Origin of the sequence: Shewanella sp. P1-14-1 (assembly GCF_001401775.1) — a bacterium.
In the GTDB taxonomy this organism is placed as follows: Bacteria; Pseudomonadota; Gammaproteobacteria; order Enterobacterales; family Shewanellaceae; genus Shewanella; species Shewanella japonica.
In genome coordinates this window covers 1-503 of sequence record NZ_LKTL01000083.1, presented here as the reverse complement: position 1 = coordinate 503, position 503 = coordinate 1, and the positions used below count along the sequence as shown (strand labels likewise).

The window sequence follows — 503 nt, the reverse complement described above, 5'->3', positions numbered from 1 at the left end:
GCTAATTAATAAGGACAAAAAACAGTTGGCTGTTTTCGTTCCTCAACATTTTAGCCAACAATTTTTTGCCCATTATTAGGGCGTTATGTGTAGGAAAGTATGACGGAACTAATTTTAGACGGGATGACTATTAACGAAAGGTTGTTTACCTTAGGTTTAATGGAAAAGTTTGATTGCGCAATCAGGGAGCATGATAGAGAGGTCGCAGTATCCTTGCTTGTCAAAGCTAAGCTTACAGAAGCACAAGCATCAGAAACTGTAGCTGTAATTTTTCAAAACTCAGAAAAGTATGGTTTCTAAATGTGCTTGCCAATAAATCAAACTACACATAACAAGGCGCTAAAGTCGGATTCGTAAACATGGGCGAACGCGCTTCGCTCAAACATAGCCCATGTTCACTCACCGCTTAGCTTAGCGTTAGGTGCACAATGAAAATCGAGGATCTCGCATTTATAGCAAGTAAGTCGAATAACATGGAACGTGATATTACAGAGTATTGTGAA

At 39.2% G+C, this 503-nt stretch carries 1 protein-coding gene; it reads left to right on the top strand.

Features of this window, described 5'->3' with window-relative positions:
• The first annotated feature begins 99 nt into the window (after window positions 1–99).
• A complete protein-coding gene (locus AN944_RS21030; RefSeq protein WP_055026586.1) occupies window positions 100–300 on the top strand; it encodes a hypothetical protein in 201 nt (66 codons plus the stop codon).
• Window positions 301–503: the final 203 nt, after the last annotated feature.